Annotated in this window: 17 protein-coding genes and 1 tRNA gene; 10 read left to right on the plus strand and 8 right to left on the minus strand. The window is 63.0% G+C overall.

Translation table 11 applies throughout. From position 1 onward, the window contains the following. Nucleotides 1-23: 23 nt before the first annotated feature. The 3 genes from cas3 to FAZ21_RS14065 all read right to left on the minus strand — a co-directional run bounded on the left by cas3 (nucleotide 24) and on the right by FAZ21_RS14065 (nucleotide 4,017). Complete coding sequence (gene cas3, locus FAZ21_RS14055) at nucleotides 24-2,798, minus strand: CRISPR-associated helicase Cas3' (RefSeq protein ID WP_136774077.1); 2,775 nt, start codon at nucleotides 2,796-2,798, stop codon at nucleotides 24-26. Nucleotides 2,799-3,053: 255 nt separating this feature from the next. After that, nucleotides 3,054-3,129, minus strand: a tRNA-Met gene (locus tag FAZ21_RS14060). Nucleotides 3,130-3,261: 132 nt separating this feature from the next. After that, entirely contained in the window at nucleotides 3,262-4,017 is a 756-nt protein-coding gene (locus FAZ21_RS14065) for a DUF2189 domain-containing protein (protein WP_246038657.1), read from the minus strand. Nucleotides 4,018-4,252: 235 nt separating this feature from the next. On the opposite strand from FAZ21_RS14065, the gene coxB reads away from it, so the two are divergent. The 6 genes from coxB (at nucleotide 4,253) to FAZ21_RS14090 (ending at nucleotide 8,926) form a co-directional block, all read left to right on the plus strand. Continuing rightward, entirely contained in the window at nucleotides 4,253-5,365 is a 1,113-nt protein-coding gene (gene coxB, locus FAZ21_RS14070) for a cytochrome c oxidase subunit II (protein WP_246038658.1), read from the plus strand. 11 nt (nucleotides 5,366-5,376) lie between these two features. Continuing rightward, entirely contained in the window at nucleotides 5,377-7,047 is a 1,671-nt protein-coding gene (ctaD, locus tag FAZ21_RS14075; RefSeq protein ID WP_136774079.1) for a cytochrome c oxidase subunit I, read from the plus strand. A 7-nt stretch (nucleotides 7,048-7,054) separates the two neighbouring features. Further along, a complete protein-coding gene (locus tag FAZ21_RS20605) occupies nucleotides 7,055-7,168 on the plus strand; it encodes a cytochrome oxidase small assembly protein (RefSeq protein ID WP_211243468.1) in 114 nt (37 codons plus the stop codon). After that, the gene (locus tag FAZ21_RS14080; RefSeq protein WP_136774080.1) at nucleotides 7,165-7,716 is read left to right on the plus strand and encodes a cytochrome c oxidase assembly protein; all 552 of its coding nucleotides are present in this window, start codon (nucleotides 7,165-7,167) and stop codon (nucleotides 7,714-7,716) included. Before FAZ21_RS20605 ends, FAZ21_RS14080 begins: the two co-directional genes overlap by 4 nt. Then, nucleotides 7,713-7,895, plus strand: a complete 183-nt coding sequence (locus tag FAZ21_RS14085; protein ID WP_136774081.1) for a DUF2970 domain-containing protein — start codon at nucleotides 7,713-7,715, stop codon at nucleotides 7,893-7,895. Before FAZ21_RS14080 ends, FAZ21_RS14085 begins: the two co-directional genes overlap by 4 nt. 152 nt (nucleotides 7,896-8,047) lie before the next feature. Beyond that, nucleotides 8,048-8,926 (plus strand): cytochrome c oxidase subunit 3, encoded by an 879-nt coding sequence (locus FAZ21_RS14090; RefSeq protein ID WP_136774082.1) that lies wholly within the window; start codon nucleotides 8,048-8,050, stop codon nucleotides 8,924-8,926. Between the two features lie 163 nt (nucleotides 8,927-9,089). On the opposite strand, the gene FAZ21_RS14095 is transcribed toward FAZ21_RS14090, so the two are convergent. Further along, nucleotides 9,090-9,287, minus strand: coding sequence for a twin transmembrane helix small protein (locus FAZ21_RS14095; protein ID WP_136774083.1), 198 nt, complete (start codon nucleotides 9,285-9,287; stop codon nucleotides 9,090-9,092). On the opposite strand from FAZ21_RS14095, the gene FAZ21_RS14100 reads away from it, so the two are divergent. The 4 genes from FAZ21_RS14100 to cyoE are packed head-to-tail and all read left to right on the plus strand — an operon-like array spanning nucleotide 9,286 to nucleotide 12,355. Next, nucleotides 9,286-9,996, plus strand: coding sequence for an SURF1 family protein (locus FAZ21_RS14100; RefSeq protein WP_169307405.1), 711 nt, complete (start codon nucleotides 9,286-9,288; stop codon nucleotides 9,994-9,996). The two genes, FAZ21_RS14095 and FAZ21_RS14100, sit on opposite strands and share 2 nt — an antisense overlap. Next, on the plus strand, nucleotides 9,983-10,486 hold the full coding sequence (locus FAZ21_RS14105) for a redox-active disulfide-containing membrane protein (protein ID WP_136774085.1): 504 nt from the start codon (nucleotides 9,983-9,985) through the stop codon (nucleotides 10,484-10,486). Before FAZ21_RS14100 ends, FAZ21_RS14105 begins: the two co-directional genes overlap by 14 nt. Beyond that, on the plus strand, nucleotides 10,483-11,502 hold the full coding sequence (locus tag FAZ21_RS14110) for a COX15/CtaA family protein (protein ID WP_136774086.1): 1,020 nt from the start codon (nucleotides 10,483-10,485) through the stop codon (nucleotides 11,500-11,502). The genes FAZ21_RS14105 and FAZ21_RS14110 overlap by 4 nt, the downstream gene beginning before the upstream one ends. Further along, nucleotides 11,459-12,355 carry a heme o synthase gene (cyoE, locus tag FAZ21_RS14115; protein WP_136774087.1) on the plus strand — a complete coding sequence of 299 codons (897 nt, stop codon included), beginning with the start codon at nucleotides 11,459-11,461 and terminating at the stop codon, nucleotides 12,353-12,355. Before FAZ21_RS14110 ends, cyoE begins: the two co-directional genes overlap by 44 nt. Before the next feature lie 243 nt (nucleotides 12,356-12,598). On the opposite strand, the gene FAZ21_RS14120 is transcribed toward cyoE, so the two are convergent. From FAZ21_RS14120 to FAZ21_RS14135, 4 genes are all read right to left on the minus strand, one after another. After that, a complete protein-coding gene (locus FAZ21_RS14120) occupies nucleotides 12,599-13,639 on the minus strand; it encodes a sulfate/molybdate ABC transporter ATP-binding protein (protein ID WP_136774088.1) in 1,041 nt (346 codons plus the stop codon). A 61-nt stretch (nucleotides 13,640-13,700) separates the two neighbouring features. After that, nucleotides 13,701-14,573, minus strand: coding sequence for a sulfate ABC transporter permease subunit CysW (cysW, locus tag FAZ21_RS14125; protein WP_136774089.1), 873 nt, complete (start codon nucleotides 14,571-14,573; stop codon nucleotides 13,701-13,703). Between the two features lies 1 nt (nucleotide 14,574). Then, nucleotides 14,575-15,408: a sulfate ABC transporter permease subunit CysT gene (gene cysT / locus FAZ21_RS14130; protein ID WP_136774090.1), complete on the minus strand. Its 834-nt coding sequence runs from the start codon at nucleotides 15,406-15,408 to the stop codon at nucleotides 14,575-14,577. 223 nt (nucleotides 15,409-15,631) lie between these two features. Continuing rightward, nucleotides 15,632-16,636, minus strand: coding sequence for a sulfate ABC transporter substrate-binding protein (locus FAZ21_RS14135; protein WP_136774091.1), 1,005 nt, complete (start codon nucleotides 16,634-16,636; stop codon nucleotides 15,632-15,634). Between the last annotated feature and the right edge of the window lie 45 nt (nucleotides 16,637-16,681).

Consider the following 16,681-nt stretch of genomic DNA (forward strand, 5'->3'; position numbering starts at 1 on the left):
AAGCCGTATTCGATGTACCCGCCTCAACTGGCTATGGCCGGACCACCTGCAGCCTCCCAACACAACCCTTCCTCAGCCGAATAGCACACGACTCTCTCTCCCTTTTTGGCGAGGCAGCGGACGATCCATCTTTCCCCTTCCCATACCAGCGGCACGATCAGGGCCGGCTCCTTCAACAAGAGATAGCGCTGGCGCAAAGCCTCGAGTTCTTCGGCGAAGCGCATCTGCCATTCGGCTGTCAGGCCGGTCAGATCGGATGCCCGGACCCGGACAGTCGAATGCGGCCAGGGAAAGTCGTCGTGGCTGGACCAGGGTTGCAGTTCGGAGCCAGTGGCCTTGGCCAGATACACCACCTGGGTTTCGTCGCCCAGGCGGGTCGCAACATGCACTTCATCGCGCCATAGCGAGTTGCCGTCCTGCCGATAACCACGATCCAGATCCAGACTGTTGAACCTGGCCAACCCGGATTCCGCGCGGTCCTCGCCCAATTGCTGCTGAGTCGCTTTTTGCAGTGCGGTCGGGATGGGCCTGGTATCCGCGCCATACACGGCCTCGACCAAGGTGCGCACCGCACCCGGCTCGTCGGGCGCCCCCGGACTGACGATGCAGCCAACGTCGAGCAACGCCTGTTGTGTCAGCCAGAGCTGGCCGACATTGGGATAGACGTATTGGCCTTTGGGAAACATCGCGGCATACCAATCTGCCGCCGGGTTGTCGCAAGAGGCCGAGCACAGCAGGTACAGTACCGGCGATGCCCGGCGCTCAATACCGTCCTGCGCGATATTTCCCCACTGATCGCGCGCATGTCTCTGCATCCTTCCTGCGCGCTGAATGATTAAATCAATGGGGCACAGGTCGGTTATCAGCACATCGAAGTCGACATCCAGCGATTCTTGAATCACTTGGGATGCGAGCAATACCTGGCCTTGCCGCGATTCCGCCATGGAATCCTTGCCAAAGGTGTCGATCACAGTGCTTTCGATTTCCAGCCGGTCGCCCATTGCATAGCGACTATGGAACTGCCTCAGTTGGTTGGCAGGGACATGTTCACTCAACAACTGGTAGGCACGACGCACGTCGTCGACGGTATTACGGATCCAGCACACACAACGACCCGCCTTCGCCTGTTCCACGATCAGCGCCAATACCGATGCCTCATCATGAAGTGGCACGACTTCCACCCGGCGCTTTACCTGTGGGCGCGTGGCGCAAGGCGTAGAGCTGGTGCCCACATCGACATGGGTAATCAGCGGGTAACGGCCATCGGGCGGTACCGGCTCGCTCGGCAGCCCCAGCCCTTGGCGATAGGCTTGCACCAGGCTCTCCCGCAGCGTTGCGGGCAAGGTGGCCGATAACAGCACGGCGCTGCCGCCCTGGCGCGCGTGAGCGGTCAGCAGCCGGGCCAGCAACGTGGATACGTACGGGTCAAATCCATGAATTTCATCAAAAATCAAACACTTGCCGCTCATTCCCAGCAGACGCAGCGATTGATGACGCACTGGCAGAATCCCAAGCAGGGCCTGGTCGATTGTTCCCACGCCGACATCAGCCAGCAACGCCTTCTTGCGGTGGTCGGCCAGCCAGGCATTGCACTCGCTGGTGGCGCTCTGGTCGTTCGCGGCATAGTCCGAGGCCTGCGGTGACTCATCCGACCGCAAGATGCTTTGGCGAAATTCTGTCACCAGTTCGCGAGCACCGTGGGCCAGTACCAGCGAAGGATGCGCATCCGGCTGGTAAAGCCTGCGATAGGCAGCACCCACGCGGCGATACATCTGGTTGGCGGTGGCCATGCTGGGTAAGGCGAAATAGAGGCCATCGGCACGGCCTGCGGCCATCAGGCGTTGCGCCAGAATCAAGGCGGCTTCGGTCTTGCCGGCACCCGTCACGTCTTCCAGCAAAAACAGTTGCGGACCTTCGACCAAGGGAACCGTGGCGGCATACTGTTGGAGGGGCGTTGGCTGCAACAGATAGTCGAATAACGTGGTCGGATCACGCCAGGGAGCAACTGGCTGCTCAGCCAAACCAGCAACGGCGACTGCTCGTTCAGCGAATGGCTGTGCCACTTCGTGCCAATAATCGACCAGTGATTGCCGCTCTGAGCGGTAAGGAAAATGGCTCTGGTTGGAGCCCAACCAGTCGGCCAGCACCGCCAACCCGGCCAAACGCCAACTATGCCGTGCCAGTAGTGCTGACTGCCCCTTGGTCGGCAATGGTAAAGCACCGCCATCGAACACCAGAGAAGCCGCTTCACGGGCGAACAACTCCGCAGCAGCAATATCTTCGGCGGTGAAGTAGTCGTGTGCGCTCAAGCTCAGCGCCCCACCAGCCCCGACCTCCTCTGGCGGCATACCGTGGTGCCCCACACAGGCGCGAACCCAATCCAGCCAGAAACGCCCTCGATCACCCGGCGCGAACACATCCGTCAAGCGCTGGGCCAGCACATCACGCCATACCAGCCAGCCCAGCGTGTCATGGCGCTTGCAATAACGCTTGGATAGCACCCGTTCAACCAGAATGCCGGGTGCCAGATCCGGCGCCAGCCCCTGAAAGGCCCGGGCAAATTTGCCCAGGTCGTGCAGCATGAGGAAGAAGACAGCCAGACGATGGACCATCTCCAACGACCACCCCAGTTCCCGGGCCAGACCAGTCAACGCAAAACGAGGGCATTGCAGCAGTCGTTTGCCACATGCAGCGACATCCAGCGCGTGATAGACCAGCAGATGGAAGCGCTCATCAGCCTCGGATTCAGGCCGTGCCTTGCCCCAATAGGCAAAGTAAGGTTGTTGATGAGCAGGCATGGAAGCTCAGAAGTAGAGGGTGGTGTGCTGCCAGACGCAGCACCGCGGCAACGTCTCTATCAAAGCAGATGCACGGCGACTTGATAACCTGTCTTGTATTTTTTATGACACAAATCAAATAGTTTGAAGTCAATAAAAAGAAAGCAATCAGAGGGATAAGCCGAAGCAATCAGAAGAAGAAATGCAAAAAGGCCGCCAACGGCGGCCCAAAGCAAAACCCCCGATCGGCTTTCGCCGGATCGGGGGCTTGGTATTTGGTTGCGGGAACAGGACTCGAACCTGTGACCTTCGGGTTATGAGCCCGACGAGCTGCCAACTGCTCCATCCCGCGACAGAGAAGAAGGATATTAACGCCCTTTCCTGGTGCGGTCAAGACTTATCTCGATTTACCTGACAGCGATGGCGCCAACCCGGCCGGGCGAAGCATCGCGCGGCCGGGTTGCTTACGTGTATCCGCCTGGGTTCAGGCCACCAGTTCCTTGTAGGCGATCCAGGTGGCATGGCCCAACACGGGGAAGATCACGATCAAGCCCAGCAAGCCGGTGGCGAAACCAACAGCGGTGAGGGCAACGATCAGTGCGGCCCACAGCAGCATCGGCGCGATGTTTTCCGCCACGGCACGCAGGCTGGTCATCATGGCGGTAACGGCATCCACTTCGCGGTCGGCCAGCATTGGGATCGAGACGGCGGTCACCGCGAAGACCACCAGCGCCACTACCGCGCCGGTCAGCACCCAGGTGATCGAGAAGCCGATGTATTCGCCGGTCAACGAGCGCAGGAAGTCGTGCAATGTGCCGACCTCGCCGCCGTAGAACAGCGCAAACATGATGGCCGATACGCGTTCCCAGCCGATGGCCACCATGCCGAGGATCACGCCGAAGAAGGCGATCTGGCTGAGGTTCTTGACGTAGTCGCGCACCGACTGCGTGAACGATGCGGGTTTGCCTTGTTCGCGCTGGCTGGTCAGTTCATAGATGCCCGCCGCCACGATGGGCGACAGCAGCAGGAAGCCGGTGATACAGGTGGTAAAGAACAGCGGGTAGTTGTAGGCCAGGATCAACGAGATCCAGCCCGCGATTGCCACCACCAGTCCCCACGCCAGACTTGGTCCGGGATGGGCCTTCAGGTCGTGCCACCCCATGCGCAACCATGCGAACGGTCGCGTGAATGCAACTTTGCGCGTCTGCGGCAAGGTGAAATGGTGATCCAGTTTATCCATGTGCAAATCCATGCTTGTTCTCCCCTTATGCGTAGGCATAACAGCCCACTTGTAGTGTTCGGTTTAGTCAAACATGCTCCAAAAATGTGCAAAAAACCGACAGACGGACGTACATTTATCCCATTGTTCTTGCTTGAAGCCCAATTTTTCCTAAAGATGGTGTGCATAAAAAAAACATAAGAACAGCCGTGCGCTGCAATGGCACACGGCATACCTAGACCAGTGGAGGTTCAGAATGCGGTTTTCGCGCGTGTGCGCACTCGCAGCGTTATTGCCTGCCTGTAGTTTCGCAAACATCAATGGAAGGTATAACTTCCAGACTCCCCAAACCCTGATCGCGCACGACATCAACAACCTGCACGCCTGGATCATGGGCGTCATCGCGGTGATCTTCGTCGCGGTGTTCGGGGTGATGTTCTATTCGATCTTCAAACACCGAAAATCGTCCGGCCATTCGGCGCGCCATTTTCACGAAAACACCACTGTGGAAGTCCTGTGGACGCTGATCCCCGCGCTGATCCTGGTGGTGATGGCCTGGCCGGCCGCCAAGGTGGTACTGGCGCAGAAAGATACGCGCGACGCCGAGGTGACCATCAAGGCCACCGGCTACCAGTGGTTCTGGGGTTACGACTATCTGGATTATGGCTTCGGCTACAAGAGCAAGCTGGCCACGCCGCGTGAACAGATCGAGAACTACAAGGATCAGGGGCAGGCCAAGGGCGAGCACTATCTATTGGAAGTGACCGAGCCGCTGGTAGTGCCGGTGGGCACCAAGGTCCGCATCCTCACTACCTCCAACGACGTGATCCACTCCTGGGGCATGCCGGCATTCGGTGTGAAGCAGGATGCGATTCCCGGCTTTATCCGCGATACCTGGTTCAAGGCCGATCGCGTCGGCACTTTCCGTGGTCAATGCGTGGAGCTGTGCGGCCGTGATCACGGCTTCATGCCCATCGTGATCAATGTGGTGGCGAAGAACGACTTCAAGACCTGGGTGGACAAGAAGCAGAAAGAGGCCAAGGCCGCTGCCGACGATCCCAACAAGGTGTGGAAGCTGGACGAACTGATCGCGCGCGGCAAGACCGTGTACGACGCCAACTGCGCGGCCTGCCACAAGGCGGATGGCGCGGGCGGTGGCCCGTTCCCGGCGCTGGCCGGTTCCAAGATCGCCAATGGCCCCATCGCCGGCCACCTCGGCATCGTGCTGCACGGCAAGGGCGCGATGCCCGCCTGGCAGGGTCTGTCCGATACCGAGATCGCTGCGGTGATCACCTATGAACGTCACTCCTTCGGCAACAAGATGACCGACATGTTGCAACCGAAGGATGTGAAGGCCGCACGGAAGTAAGGACCACGATCATGAGCACGACTGCCAATCCGACCATCGACCTCGGCCCCGGCGCGCACGGCGGCGCCGACCACCACGACCACGCGCATGACCACGACCACGGCCATCACACGCTGACCGGCTGGCGCCGCTGGGTCTATGCCACCAACCACAAGGACATCGGCACGCTGTACCTGTGGTTTTCGTTCAGCATGTTCATCACCGGCGGCCTGATGGCGCTGGGTATCCGCGCCGAGCTGTTCACCCCCGGCCTGCAGTTCTGGCAGCCGGAGTTCTTCAACCAGCTCACCACGCTGCATGGCGTGATCATGGTGTTCGGCGCGATCATGCCGGCCTTCACCGGGCTGGCGAACTGGATGCTGCCGCTGATGCTGGGTGCGCCCGACATGGCGTTCGCACGGATGAACAACTGGAGCTTCTGGCTGCTACCGCCGGCGGCGGCGCTGCTGATCATCTCGCTGTTCGTGCCTGGCGGCGCGGCGGCCGGCGGCTGGACGCTGTATCCGCCGCTGTCGCTGCAGTTCGGCATGGGGATGGACCTGGCGATCTTTGCGATCCACCTGCTCGGCATCTCGTCGATCATGGGCTCGATCAACATCATCACCACCATCCTCAACATGCGTGCGCCGGGCATGACGCTGATGAAGATGCCGATGTTCGCCTGGACCGCGCTGATCACCAACTACCTGCTGGTGGCAGTGGCACCGGTGCTGGCGGGCGCAGTGACGATGCTGCTGACCGACCGCCACTTCGGCACCCACTTCTTCAAGGCAGTGGGCGGTGGCGACCCGGTGTTGTTCCAGCACATCTTCTGGTTCTTCGGTCACCCCGAGGTGTACATCATGGCGCTGCCGGCGTTCGGCGTGGTCAGCCAGATCATCCCCACCTTTGCGCGCAAGCCGCTGTTCGGCTACCACTCGATGGTATACGCCACCGCCTCGATCGCCATCCTGTCGTTCATGGTGTGGGCACACCATATGTTCTCGGTGGGCATGCCCGCCACCGCACAGCTGTTCTTCATGTTCATGACCATGCTGATCGCGGTGCCGACCGGCGTGAAGGTGTTCAACTGGATCGCCACCATGTGGCAGGGCTCGATGAGCTTCGAAACGCCGATGTTGTTCGCGGTGGGCTTTGTCTGCCTGTTCACCGTCGGCGGCTTCTCCGGGCTGGTGCTGTCGATTGCGCCGGTGGATACCCAGATGCACGACACCTACTACGTAGTGGCGCACTTCCATTACGTGCTGGTGGCGGGCGCACTGTTCAGCCTGTTCGGCGCCGTGTACTACTGGCTGCCCAAGTGGACCGGCAACATGTACAGCGAGCGTGCCGGCAAGTTCCACTTCTGGTGGTCGATGGTGTGGTTCAACGTCACCTTCTTCCCGATGCACTTCCTGGGCCTGGCCGGCATGCCGCGTCGCATTCCGGATTACCCCTTGCAGTTCACCGACTTCAACGCCATCGCCACCGTGGGCGCGTTCTGCTTCGGTCTGGGCCAGTTGTTCTTCCTCTACAACGTGATCCACACCATCCGTGGCGGTGTGGGCAAGGCGCCCGCCAACCCGTGGGATTCGCCGACACTGGAATGGGAAGTGCCGTCGCCGGCACCGCACCATACCTGGGAGACCCCGCCGGACGAGGCGCTGGTGAAGAAGGGCCTGGTTGCGCAGGCGCTGGAGTAATACGGCAATGACCGAACAGCAACCTCGTCGCAGCAACCTGCGGACCGCGCTGGTGATCGGCAGCATCGCGCTGGCGTTCTTCCTCGGCATCATCGTCAAGCAATACCTGCTCAGCCAATGACCGCCGCGACGCTCGCCCTCACCCAACAGCGCGCCAATCGCCGGCTTGCGATCAAGCTGGCAGTGGTGGCTGCCCTGATGGTGGGTTTCGCCTACGGCATGGTGCCGTTCTACAACGTGTTCTGCGAGGCGCTGGGCGTCGATCGGGCGCGACCGGAGCTGGCCGATACCCATGCCGCAGCGATGCGGGTGGAGTTCGACAGCAATGTGTCGGCCGGGCTCCCAGCGCGGCTGACCGCGCTGGAGCCGGTGGTGGCCGGGCGCGCAGGCGGGTTGATCAAGGCGAAGTTCCGCCTGGAGAACCTGAGCGACGCGCCGCTGGGCATTCGAGCGGTGCCCAGCTATGCGCCGGAACGCGCCGGGCGTTTCCTGCAAAAGCTGGAGTGTTTCTGCTTCAACGCACTGACGCTGGCGCCGCGTGAAACGCGCGAGGTCACGGTGGTGCTGCTGGTGGAATCGGACATGCCGCAGGAGCTGGGCGCGGTGACGTTGTCGTACACCCTGTACCCGCTGGAAGAAAACGCCCACCAGGAGCATCCGGCCACATGAGCATGTTCTCGACGGTCAAGGCGGTGTTGTCGGGCTTTGTCGGCATCCGCAGCAGCAAGGAAACCGAACGGGCCAACCTGAAACCCGGGCAGGTGATCGTGACCGGTCTGGTGCTGGCGCTGTTGATCGCACTGGGGATCTTCACACTGGTGCGGCTGCTGGTAAGCAGCCAGGGCTGAGCTGAATACATAACAAAACAAACCCTGGAACACAGCGAACACGGAGAACACAGAGAAAACCGAAGCAGAACTCGTGGAATGTTTGGGGTTCTCTATGTTCTCTGTGCCTTCCCTCTTCGCTGTGTCTCAAGATTTGACACTGGAGCACGAGCATGAATGTCGAAAACGGCGTCCACGACGCGCATTACTTTGTCCCCGCGCCCAGCAAATGGCCGCTGGTGGGCTCGATCTCGCTGTTCTGTCTGGCGCTGGGGGCCGCGTTCTGGATGAACAGCGTGGCCGCCGGCCCCTACATCCTGGCGCTGGGCTTCGCCATCCTGCTGTGGATGCTGTTCGGCTGGTTCGGCGACGTGATCCGCGAATCGGTGCACGGCGATTATGGCAAGCAGGTGGATTACTCGTTCCGCTGGGGCATGAGCTGGTTCATCTTCTCCGAGGTGATGTTCTTCAGTGCCTTCTTCGGCGCGCTGTTCTACATGCGGGTGATCTCGGTGCCCGAGCTGGGCTTCGGCATCGGCCACCTGGCCGAGACGCACAGCCTGCTGTGGCCGATGTTCAACGAAGCGTGGCCGCTGGCCTCCGGCCCCAAGGTCGAGGCCTACAAGGCAATGGGCGCCTGGGGCATTCCGGCGATCAACACCGCGCTGCTGCTGACCTCCGGTGCGACACTGACCTGGGCACACTGGGGACTGATCGAGAACAAGCGCGGCCAGTTGAAGCTGGGCCTGGCGCTGACCGTGTTGCTGGGCGTGATCTTCCTGTTCTTTCAGGCCTACGAGTACCACCACGCCTGGGGCGAGATGGGCCTGAAGCTGTCTTCGGGCGCCTATGGGGCCACCTTCTACATGCTGACCGGCTTTCACGGCATGCACGTGCTGGTGGGCGCGATCATGCTGACCACCATGCTGGTGCGCGTGCTGCGCGGCCACTTCGACCAGCACCATCACTTCGGCTTCGAGGCCGCGGCGTGGTACTGGCATTTCGTGGACGTGGTGTGGCTGATCCTGTTCGTGTTCGTGTACTGCGTTTGAAAACGTGAGGGGTGGGGGGCAACCCCCGCGCCGGATCGGACTGGGTGGTCCACGATGTCTCAAGCCGCCCGCCCAGCCCTTTTGGCAAGGCTTCCGGGCGCAGACAGTACACACGAGCACGACCAGCCAGGACAATGCAGCCAAAAGGGCTGGGCGGGTGGCATCACACGCCGTGAGGTGTCAGCCAGCCCATCTTTACCGACAGCAGCAACAATAGGAACAGCAGGATCGACAGCGCCACCCGCAAGGTCAGCGAACGCACCAACCGTGGCGAGCCGGAAGGCCCTTTCACCAGTTGCAGCATGGCGCGGCCCAGCACGGCGATGATCACGATCAGCAGGATGATGGCAACAACTTTCATGTCGGCTCCTAGTTCAACAAACCGTAGCATAACCCACGGTTATCGCCGGCAACGTCTGGCCCTGCTGGGGCTGGCAACGCTGGTGCTGCTGACCGTGGCCCTGGGCGCGTGGCAGTTCTCCCGCGCCATGGGCAAACGCGCGCTGGCCGACGCCTATGCCCGCGCCCTGGCGCAACCGGCCCTGCCGTGGCGCGGCGGCATCGTTCCCGGCGACTTCCGCCGCGTGCGCCTCCACGGCCAGTGGCAACCCGCCAACGAACTGCGGCTGGACCAGCGCATCGCCAACGGCCGGGTCGGCGTTGAAATCGTCACACCGTTCCGCCTGGACGACGGCGAACTGGTGCTGGTGAACCGTGGCTGGTTGCCCGCCGATGCCACCGTGCCGCCCCCCGCCGGCAACGATGTCGAACTGGCACGCTGGCCGCGCTTTTTCGAACTGGCCAGAACACCTCCGGTCGGCAATCTGTTCCAGAACATCGACCCGACGCGTTATGCCGCGTGGCGCGGCGGCGCCGAACCGGTCGCCTATGCTCGCGCGCTGGGTGAACAACCGCCGTTCGTGCGCGAATCCGGCCCGCCCGGGTTGCCACCAGAGCGCCATCTCGCCTATGCCGCCACCTGGTGGGGCATGAGCCTGATCGGCATCCTGCTGTGCCTGCGCTTTTACCGTTCCAACCGCCCAACCGGAGCACGCGATGACCTCGCCTGAGCCCCAGCGCCGCAAAGGGCGCAATACCCTGCTGCTGATGTTCGGCATCGCGCTCGTCCCCATCCTGGCCGCCCAGGCGGTCTACCACTGGTGGCGGCCAGCCGGTGGCGCCAGCTACGGTCAGATGCTGCTCACACCCGACACCCTGGCCAGCGCGCCGCAATGGCGCCTGCTGGCCCACGACCCCGCAGGCTGCACCCCACTGCAAGGCGACCTCACCTTTGCCGCGCGCCAGTTCACCGTGGCACAGGGCCGCGAAGCCGACCGCCTGCGCTACGGCGCCAGCCGCTCCTGCCCCAATCCGCGTGTAGCCGATGCGGCTCTGGACACGCCGCGCCTGCAATTGCCCGGCGCCGGGTTGTACCTGATCGACCCGCATGGCAACGCGGTGGTGCGCTACGCGCCGCAGCAACTGGCCGACGTGGATGGCCGCCGCCGCGTCATGAGCGAGATCGGCAAATTCCTGAAGAACAACAAGGGGCTGGGATGAGCCAACGGATGTTGCGCCGCCTGCTGTGGTTCACGGTGGGCTGGACCCTGGTGCTGGTGATGCTGGGCGCCTATGTGCGGCTGGAGGACGCCGGCCTGGGCTGTCCCGACTGGCCCGGCTGCTACGGCCGCCTGACCGCGCCGGATAGCCACCACGAGATCGCGCATGCCGAGAAGCACTATGGCGGCGATGTCGATCCGGCCAAGGGCTGGAAGGAAATGATCCATCGCTACGTCGCGGGCGGGCTCGGGGTGCTGCTGCTGGCGCAGACGGCGCTGTTATGGCGTCGGCGCGCCGAGCTGCGCATGCCGGCACTGCTGGTGATCGCGCCGATTTGCGTCGTGGTGTTCCAGGCATTGCTGGGCATGTGGACGGTGACGCTGAAACTGATGCCCGGCGTGGTCACCTCGCACCTGCTGGGTGGCATGACGATGCTGGCGCTGGTCGTCGCGCAGGCGGTGCGCGCCCACCCCGGCCGCCTGGCGCTGGGCGGCGCATTGCGTGTCGGCGCCTGGATCGCCCTGGGCGTGGTGGCCTTGCAAATCGCGCTGGGCGGCTGGGTATCGACCAACTACGCCGCGCTGGCCTGCGATGGCTTTCCGGCCTGTCGCGGCAACTACCATCTGCCCGATGACTGGCAGGTGGGTTTCCATCCCCTACGCGAACTGGGCCTGACCATTGGCGGCGTGGCGCTCGACATCGATCACCTCGCCGCCATCCACTGGATCCATCGCCTGTGGGCGGTGGCCGTGATCGTCGTGGTTGGCCTGCTGGCACTGGCGCTGCTGCGCCGGGGCCGTCGCGCCGGCATCTGGCTGCTGGGCGCGCTGGCGCTCCAGATCGGCCTGGGGATCGCCAACGTATTGCTGCACCTGCCGCTGCTCCTGGCCGTGGCCCACAACGGCGGCGCCGCGCTGCTTTTACTGTTGCTGGTCGGCCTGCTCGCCCGTGGCCGACAAGGAGAAACCGTTCATGTTAAAGCCTCTGTACGCCCAGTACTCTCCACGGCTCGCTGATCTGTGGGCCCTGGGCAAACCCAGGGTCGTGTCGCTGATCGTATTCTGTGCGGCGGTGGGCGCGGCCATGGCCGGCCCGTCGCTGGATATCCTGCCCAACGTCCTGGCATCGCTGCTCGGCATAGCACTGGTCGCGATGGGTGCGGCGGCGGTGAACTGCCTGGTCGAACGCAACCGCGACGCCGCGATGCGCCGCACCCAGGGGCGGCCGCTGGTTCGTGGTAGCGTGACCGTCACCGACGCCGCGCTCTACGCCGGGCTGCTGACGTTGAGCGGACTGTGGCTGCTGGCCAGCTTCGGCAACCTGCTGGCCTGTGCGCTGACGCTGGCAACATTCTTCGGCTATGCCGTGGTCTACACCCGCTGGCTCAAGCCCGCCACCCCGCAGAACATCGTGATCGGTGGCGCTGCCGGCGCCATGCCGCCGGTGCTGGGCTGGGCCGCCGTCAGCGGCACCGTCTCGCCCGAAGCGGCAGTGATGTTCCTGTTGATCTACACCTGGACCCCACCGCATTTCTGGGCGCTGGCACTGTATCGCCACCTGGACTACGAAAAGGCCGGCTTGCCAATGCTACCGGTGACCCACGGCGCAGCATTCACGCGGCACACCATCCTGCTGTATTCGGTGATGCTGGCCGCCGTGTGCGTGTTGCCGTTCGTAATCGGCATGAGCGGCTGGCTCTACCTGGCGGTGGCCGCGTGGTTCAACGCCGGCTTCGTGTGGCGGAGCTGGAAGCTGTACCGCAGCGGCGACGAAGCCATCGCCCGCGATCTGTTCCGTTATTCGATCAAGTATCTGGCCTGGGTGTTCGGGGCGTTGATTCTGGATCGGGTGGTGTTTGCCATCTGGTAAGTGCAGTAGCAACTGCAACTGCCTTACCGCCTAGCGCCTAGCGCCTGTGGCGCAAATGGATTGACGCCCTTAACGGCCGGGCAGGCCGGCGGCAGAGAGCGTCAAGCATCCGCACCGCAGGCGCTGAGGGGTTCAACACCACCCCGCACACAACGACCGCCCCGCCCCATAACTCACAACCCGCCCTCACTCAGCATGGGCCCAACCAAAAAAAGGGGCCTCAACCGGCCCCTTTTTCTCACATTACCCCGCGTAAACCCTCGCCTCCCGCGGGCTCAGCCACACCGCCTCGCCGACGCTCCATCGCCCTTCCACATAGCGCTCGCGAGTCAGTTCCACTTCCACCGGGTCACCGGCGGCGACGTTCACTTCCAGCCGCACCGTGGCGCCCAGCAGACGCACGTGGGTGATCACACCGGCCAGGGCCGTATCGGTGGCGACGCGCTGGATGTCGATCTCGTGCGGGCGCACGTAGATCACCGCCTTGTCGCTGGCCTCGGGTGCGGCAAAGCGGGTGCCGCCCACTTCAGCCCAACCTTCGTGAACGCGGCTGTGAAACAGGTTCACGTCGCCCAGGAACTGGTACACGAACGGCGTGGCAGGCTGGTCGTACACCTGCTCCGGCGTGCCGGTCTGCTCGATGCGGCCCTTGTTCATCACCACCACCCGATCGGCCACTTCCAGTGCTTCTTCCTGGTCGTGCGTCACAAACACGCTGGTGATGTGCATTTCGTCATGCAGGCGGCGCAGCCAGCGGCGCAGTTCCTTGCGCACCTGGGTGTCGAGCGCGCCAAACGGCTCATCCAGCAGCAGCACGCGTGGCTCCACCGCCAGCGCGCGGGCCAGGGCGATGCGCTGGCGCTGGCCGCCCGACAGTTGCGCCGGATAGCGGTCCGCCAGCCAGTCCAGCTGTACCAGCTCCAGCAGCGCGTGCACCTTCTGCTTGATCGCGGCTTCGGTGGGGCGGGTGTGCTTGGGGCGCACGCGCAGGCCAAACGCCACATTCTCGAACACGGTCATGTGGCGGAACAGCGCGTAGTGCTGGAACACGAACCCCACCTGGCGTTCGCGCACGTGGGTGTCGGTGGCGTCCTCGCCATGGAACAGGATGCTGCCCTGGTCGGCGGTCTCCAGCCCGGCGACGATGCGCAGCAGCGTGGTCTTGCCGCAGCCGGACGGGCCGAGCAGCGCCAGCAGTTCGCCGGTCTGGATGTCCAGGTTGATGTTGTCCAGCGCCACGAAATCGCCGAACCGCTTGTTGATATTCTTGACTTCGATACTCATCGCTTTCTCCGGCAGGGCGCATCGCGCCCTGGCGCTTCAATAGGAATTCAGTGGATCGCGTTCACTCGACCGCGTGCCGGCGATCTTCCGCAGCCTGGCGAGCGGCGGCCCATTCGACGTAGCTCTTGGCCGCCAGCGTCACCAGCGCCAGCAGCGCCAGAATCGACGCGCAGGCAAAGGCGGCGACGAAGTTGTACTCGTTGTAGAGAATCTCCACGTGCAGCGGGATGGTGTTGGTCATGCCCCGGATATGCCCGGACACCACCGACACCGCGCCGAATTCGCCCATGGCACGGGCATTGGCCAGGATCACGCCATACAGCAGGCCCCACTTGATATTGGGCAGCGTCACGCGCCAGAACGTCTGCCAGCCGGAGGCGCCGAGCACCAGTGCGGCCTGCTCTTCCTCGCTGCCCTGTGCTTCCATCAACGGGATCAGTTCGCGCGCGACGAAAGGAAAGGTGACGAACACCGTGGCGAGCACGATGCCGGGCACGGCGAAGATGATCTTGATGTCGTGCTCCGCCAGCCACGGCCCCCACCAGCCCTGAGCACCGAACAACAGCACGTAGATCAGGCCGGCCACCACCGGCGACACCGAGAACGGCAGGTCGATCAGGGTGATCAGAAAACTCTTGCCCTTGAAATCGAACTTGGCGATGGCCCAGGCCGCCGCCACGCCGAACACCAGGTTCAGCGGTACGGCGATCACGGCGGTGAGCAGGGTGAGCTTGATCGCCGACCAGGCATCCGGCTCCACCAGCGCGGCCAGGTACAGGCGCCAGCCTTGCTTGAAGGCCTCGGCGAATACCGACACCAGCGGGATCACCAGGAACAGCGCGACGAACAGCAGCGCGATGCCGGTCAGCAGCCAGCGCACCGGCGCCGATTCGGTGGTGACAATGGAGCGTGGGGCGTTTTGGGTTCCGCTCATGTTATTTCCTCCGTCCCAAGCGCTTGGCCGACCACCATTGCAGGCCGTTGATGACCAGCAGCATGGCGAACGACACCACCAGCATCACCAGTGCGATGGCGGTGGCGCCCAGATAATCGTATTGCTCCAGCTTGGAGATGATCATCAACGGGGTGATCTCGGATACGAACGGCATGTTGCCGGCGATGAAGATCACCGAACCGTATTCGCCGATGGCGCGGGCGAAGGCCAGCGCAAAACCGGTAAGCAGCGCCGGCAGCAGCGTTGGCAGGATCACGCGCAGAAAGATCTGCCAACGCGTGGCGCCCAGGCTGGCGGCCGCTTCTTCCAGCTCCACCTCCAGATCCTGCAACACCGGCTGCACCGTGCGCACCACGAAGGGCAGCGTGATGAAGGTAAGCGCGAACACGATGCCTAGCGGGGTGAACGCCACCTTGATGCCGACCAGGTCCAGGTATTGGCCGACACTGCCGTTGGGTGCATACAGCGTGGCCAGCGCGATGCCGGCCACCGCCGTCGGCAGGGCAAACGGCAGATCGACCAGCGCATCGACGATCCGCTTGCCGGGGAAGGAATAGCGCACCAGGACCCACGCCAGCAGCAGGCCAAACAGCAGGTTGATGACCGCCGCGATCAGCGACGCGCCAAAGGTGACGCGATAGCTGGCCAGCACGCGCGGCTCTGAAATGGCGTGCCAGAACGCCGACCACTCCATGTGGCCGGCCTTGACCACCAGCGCCGACAGCGGCAGCAGCACGATCAGCGAGAGATAAAGCAGCGTAAAGCCGAGCGACAGCCCGAAGCCCGGCAGCACACTGTGTTGCTTGAATGCCATGTTGTTGTTTCCTGCGGGGGAGCGAGGGATGGTGGGAAGGCAAGGTCTGTAGCGCAACGTCGGTAGACGCGGAGCGCACGGGGATCACAGAGAAAAACCGACGGAGACAAGCCACCCACAATCCATACGCGAGGTGCGGACATGCCGAAGTGGCTTTCTCTGTGCGCTCCGTGTCTACAGATTCGATCTTTTCTGGTTTCCTACCCCACCACTACCAGCGACATCACTTCTTGGCGTTGGCCGCGGCGATCTGATCGTAGATGCCACCGTCGTCGAAGTGCTGCTTCTGCGCCTTGGTCCAGCCACCAAACTCATCCACGGTAAACAGCTTCACCACCGGGAACTGCTTGGCAAACTTGGCGGCGACGGTCTTGTCGCGCGGACGCAGGTAGTTTTGCGCGGCCACTTGCTGGCCTTCGGGGCTCCACAGGTACTTGAGGTATTCCTCGGCGGCCTTGCGGGTGCCCTTCTTGTCGACCACCTTGTCCACCACCGCCACCGGCAGATCGGCATCGATCGACACCGACGGGTACACCACTTCGAAACCGCCGCGACCGAATTCGCGGGCAATCATTTCGGCTTCGTTTTCGAAGGTGACCAGCACGTCGCCGATATTGCGCTGCATGAACGTGGTGGTCGCCGCGCGGCCGCCCGAATCGAGCACCGGTACATTGGCGAACAGCGACGAAACGAAGCCCCGCGCCTTGGCGTCATTGCCGCCCGGCTGCTTCAGCGCATAGCCCCAGGCCGCCAGGTAGGTGTAGCGGCCGTTGCCGGAGGTCTTGGGATTGGGCACCACCACCTGCACGCCTGGCTTCACCAGGTCGTTCCAGTCCTTGATGCCCTTGGGGTTGCCCTTGCGCACGATCAGCACCTGCAGAGAGGAGAACGGCGAGGCGTTGTCCGGCAGACGCTTTTCCCAGCCCGGGTTGATCTGCTTGCCTTTCTCGACAATGGCATCGATATCGGTGGACTGGTTCATCGTCACCACGTCCGCCTCCAGCCCGTCGATCACCGAACGCGCCTGCTTGGATGAACCACCGTGCGATTGCTGCACCGTCAGCTTGTCCTTGAACTTGGCTTCGTAGTACTTGCTGAAGACCGGGTTGTAGTCCTTGTAGAAGTCGCGCATCACGTCGTAGGACACGTTGAGCAGCGTGGTATCGGCCAGGGCGTGACCGCTGAGCAAGGCGAAAGCGACGGCAAGCAATGAAGCGCGGCGGGTCATGACGGTTCTCTTTATCGTTTGGACAGCGGCCATTATGCCCTGCGC

The sequence above is a fragment of the Chitiniphilus eburneus genome (assembly GCF_005048205.1).
GTDB classification, from domain to species: Bacteria; Pseudomonadota; Gammaproteobacteria; order Burkholderiales; family Chitinibacteraceae; genus Chitiniphilus; species Chitiniphilus eburneus.

Coding starts and splice junctions, on each gene's coding strand:
- cas3 (WP_136774077.1), bottom strand. CDS start 2,798: ATGCCTGCTCATCAACAACCTTACTTTGCCTATTGGGGCAAGGCACGG.
- FAZ21_RS14065 (WP_246038657.1), bottom strand. CDS start 4,017: ATGGATAAACTGGATCACCATTTCACCTTGCCGCAGACGCGCAAAGTT.
- coxB (WP_246038658.1), top strand. CDS start 4,253: ATGCGGTTTTCGCGCGTGTGCGCACTCGCAGCGTTATTGCCTGCCTGT.
- ctaD (WP_136774079.1), top strand. CDS start 5,377: ATGAGCACGACTGCCAATCCGACCATCGACCTCGGCCCCGGCGCGCAC.
- FAZ21_RS20605 (WP_211243468.1), top strand. CDS start 7,055: ATGACCGAACAGCAACCTCGTCGCAGCAACCTGCGGACCGCGCTGGTG.
- FAZ21_RS14080 (WP_136774080.1), top strand. CDS start 7,165: ATGACCGCCGCGACGCTCGCCCTCACCCAACAGCGCGCCAATCGCCGG.
- FAZ21_RS14085 (WP_136774081.1), top strand. CDS start 7,713: ATGAGCATGTTCTCGACGGTCAAGGCGGTGTTGTCGGGCTTTGTCGGC.
- FAZ21_RS14090 (WP_136774082.1), top strand. CDS start 8,048: ATGAATGTCGAAAACGGCGTCCACGACGCGCATTACTTTGTCCCCGCG.
- FAZ21_RS14100 (WP_169307405.1), top strand. CDS start 9,286: ATGTCGGCTCCTAGTTCAACAAACCGTAGCATAACCCACGGTTATCGC.
- FAZ21_RS14095 (WP_136774083.1), bottom strand. CDS start 9,287: ATGAAAGTTGTTGCCATCATCCTGCTGATCGTGATCATCGCCGTGCTG.
- FAZ21_RS14105 (WP_136774085.1), top strand. CDS start 9,983: ATGACCTCGCCTGAGCCCCAGCGCCGCAAAGGGCGCAATACCCTGCTG.
- FAZ21_RS14110 (WP_136774086.1), top strand. CDS start 10,483: ATGAGCCAACGGATGTTGCGCCGCCTGCTGTGGTTCACGGTGGGCTGG.
- cyoE (WP_136774087.1), top strand. CDS start 11,459: ATGTTAAAGCCTCTGTACGCCCAGTACTCTCCACGGCTCGCTGATCTG.
- FAZ21_RS14120 (WP_136774088.1), bottom strand. CDS start 13,639: ATGAGTATCGAAGTCAAGAATATCAACAAGCGGTTCGGCGATTTCGTG.
- cysW (WP_136774089.1), bottom strand. CDS start 14,573: ATGAGCGGAACCCAAAACGCCCCACGCTCCATTGTCACCACCGAATCG.
- cysT (WP_136774090.1), bottom strand. CDS start 15,408: ATGGCATTCAAGCAACACAGTGTGCTGCCGGGCTTCGGGCTGTCGCTC.
- FAZ21_RS14135 (WP_136774091.1), bottom strand. CDS start 16,636: ATGACCCGCCGCGCTTCATTGCTTGCCGTCGCTTTCGCCTTGCTCAGC.